This window comes from Streptomyces flavofungini, from assembly GCF_041028215.1.
GTDB lineage: Bacteria > Actinomycetota > Actinomycetes > Streptomycetales > Streptomycetaceae > Streptomyces > Streptomyces flavofungini_B.
Genome location: NZ_JASKYR010000817.1, coordinates 1 through 3,044, shown reverse-complemented (window position 1 = coordinate 3,044; position 3,044 = coordinate 1). Strand labels below are relative to the sequence as shown.

The window sequence follows — 3,044 nt, the reverse complement described above, 5'->3', positions numbered from 1 at the left end:
GGGCGCGCGCCATGTGGTCGCCCACGGGCACGTCCACGTCGGCGTCCTCGGGGCGGGCCGGGGTGCGGCCGTCGCCGCCGCTGCCCGCGCAGGTCCAGGGGGCGGTGTCGCCCGCCCGTTCAAGGAGCGCCACGGAGTCCACGACGGACGCGACGGACACGCCGACGCCCACGAACACGGCGATCGCGACGATGTTCTTGTTGTCCGAGACCGTCCACAGGTGCAGCGGCTGCGTGAAGTAGTAGTTGAGGAGCAGTGAGCCGACCGCCGCCGCAGCGAGCGCCGGGAGCAGCCCGCCGAGCAGCGCGGCGGCCACCGTCAGCGTCAGGAAGAGCAGCATGTCGTTGGCGAGGCCCAGGTCGGCGTCGACATGGGTGAGCAGCAGCGTCAGGAGCACCGGGCCCGCCACGCCCACCAGCCAGCCCGACATGATGCGGGCCCTGCCGAGGCGCGCGCCCCGGGCGACGGGCAGGCCGCGCCCCTTGGCGACCTCGCCGTGGGTCACGATGTGGACGTCCAGGTCGGGTCCCGACTCACGGGCGACGGTCGCGCCGACGCCGGGCCCGAAGACGTACTGCCAGGTCTTGCGGCGCGAGGAGCCGAGGACGATCTGGGTGGCGTTGACGCCGCGCGCGAAGTCGAGCAGCGCGGCCGGTATGTCGTCGCCGATGACGTGGTGGAAGGTGCCGCCCAGGTCCTCGACCAGGGTGCGCTGGACGGCGAGCTCCTTGGGGGAGGCCGCCGTCAGGCCGTCGCTGCGGGCGATGTAGACGGCGAGGACCTCGCTGCCCGAGCCCTTGGCGGCCATCCGGGAGGCGCGTCTGATCAGCGTGCGGCCTTCGGGGCCGCCGGTCAGGCCGATGACGATGCGCTCGCGGGCCTGCCAGGTGGAGCGGATGTTGTGCTCGCCCCGGTACTGCTGGAGGTACTCGTCGACGCGGTCGGCGACCCAGAGCAGCGCCAGCTCGCGCAGGGCCGTCAGGTTGCCCGGGCGGAAGTAGTTCGAGAGGGAGGCGTCGATCCGGTCGGGCTTGTAGATGTTGCCGTGGGCCATCCGGCGGCGGAGTGCCTGGGGCGACATGTCGACCAGCTCGATCTGGTCGGCGCGGCGCACCACCTCGTCCGGCACGGTCTCGCGCTGGCGGACCCCGGTGATCGACTCGACGACGTCGCCGAGGGACTCCAGGTGCTGGATGTTGACGGTGGAGACGACGTCGATACCGGCGGTGAGCAGCTCTTCCACGTCCTGCCAGCGCTTGGCGTTGCGCGAGCCGGGGACGTTGGTGTGGGCGAGCTCGTCGACGAGGGCGACGGCGGGGGCGCGCTCAAGGACGGCGTCGACGTCCATCTCGGTGAAGGTGGTGCCCCGGTACTCCAGGGTGGCCCTGGGGACCGCCTCCAGGCCGTGCAGCATGACCTCGGTGCGCGGCCGGTCGTGGTGCTCCACGAAGCCGACCACGCAGTCGGTGCCCCGCTCCACCCGGCGGTGCGCCTCGGAGAGCATCGCGTACGTCTTGCCGACGCCCGGTGCCGCACCGAGGTATATCCGAAGCTTGCCGCGTGCCATGGCCTCATTGTCTTCCTGGAACTGCTGAGTACGCAGGGCCGACCTTACGGGCAGCGATCCGCGCAATGCGGACGAAGGGTGTCCGGACGTCGACCCTTGACACAACCCTGATGCGGCACGGGGCCACGCGCACGCCCGGGCCCGGCGGGGCGGCGGTGCCTGGGCGCGGCGCGGGTCGGCCGGGCGCGGGTATGGTCACCCGGCGCCCGGCCGAAGAGGGGTCGTTCAGGCCGTGTCTAGCCCGGGTTGTTCGCGTGGGTCAGGGTCTCCCAGGCGACGAAGAGGTTGTTGGAACCGGCCGGGCGATTGCGCTCGGTGAGCTTCTGGGTGTTGGTCATCGCCTGTCCGAGGCGCCCCGCGAGCGCGTTGTAGCCGACCTCGGTGACGGGCCCGAGCCCACGGTGGAGGGTGCCCTTGCAGAGCGAACTCGGCGGCGCCTCCCCCAGTTCGTACCTGGCCTGGAACCCGAGCCCCTGCCGCAGCCGCTCGCCGACGTCGGTCCGGTACAGGTCCTCGCCCTGGATGCGGCTGGTCTCGGCGACATGGGAGATCGCGGAGAGCCCGTAACCGGTGTGGGTGAAGTCCCGGCAGGTCTCCTGGGTGAGCCCGGTGGTGAAGGTGCCCTGCCCCTGCCAGTACTTGACGATCTTGTCGCGGGTGTCGAGGTTCTGGCCGGGCACGGTCTTCGGCAGGGCTCCGTCGGAGGCGAGGTAGACATACGCGGCGGTCCGGGTGCGGAACCTCGCGATGGCCTTGTCGTACGAGGCCTTGTCCTCCAGGAAGACGGAGATGCCGACGGCGGCCTCCATCATCGACAGCTCCCAGTTTCCGTTGGAGTGGGAGCCGTTGATGACCTTGGGCAGATAGACGGTGCGCAGCATCGTCGCGAACCGTCCGGAGTTCGCCCAGTTCCCGGTGTACGTGTACTTGATGATCTCGGCGGCGCGCGGCCAGCTCGATCCGGCCCAGCCGGTCTGGAGCGGGGCGTTGCTGTTGGTGTGGTCCTTGATCGTCGCCGACCAGGCGTCCATCAGCTCGATGGACTTCTTCGCGTACCGCTCGTCGCGCGTGAAGTACCAGGCGAGAGCGGTGGTGTACGCGGCGATCGCGTCCTCGCGCTCGTCCGTGCACCCGTGGTTCGGGTCGGAGTAGGAGCCGCACTCGACGATCGCGCGGGGCTTCGGCGTACGCGAGAGGGAGGCGTACTTGCTGCCCATCATCTGGTCGTAGGCGGCCTTCCAGGGCTGGGCCCCGGCGCTGACCTTCTCGCGGGCGAGATCGAGCTGGCCGCGCGAGACGGCGACCCCGGGGTGGGCGAAGGACGCCGGGGCGGCKYCGGCGCGCCCGGCGCCGGGCCAGGCGACGAACCCGGCGACCAGGGCGGCCACCACGGAGGTGACGACGGCCCCGAGGACGAGGCGTGTCCGGGGGCGGCGGGAATGCTGACGGCGGGAGCGGTGACGCACGGCGGCGGGGG

General features: G+C 71.5%; 2 protein-coding genes. Both read right to left on the bottom strand.

The window, feature by feature from the left end; all coding sequences use genetic code 11:
- The coding region (locus tag AB8Z36_RS34935; RefSeq protein ID WP_369217407.1) for a DUF4118 domain-containing protein at window positions 1-1,567 on the bottom strand (1,567 nt) is incomplete at its 3' end.
- 236 nt (window positions 1,568-1,803) lie between these two features.
- On the bottom strand, window positions 1,804-2,958 hold the full coding sequence (locus AB8Z36_RS34930; protein WP_369217408.1) for an alginate lyase family protein: 1,155 nt from the start codon (window positions 2,956-2,958) through the stop codon (window positions 1,804-1,806).
- Window positions 2,959-3,044: the final 86 nt, after the last annotated feature.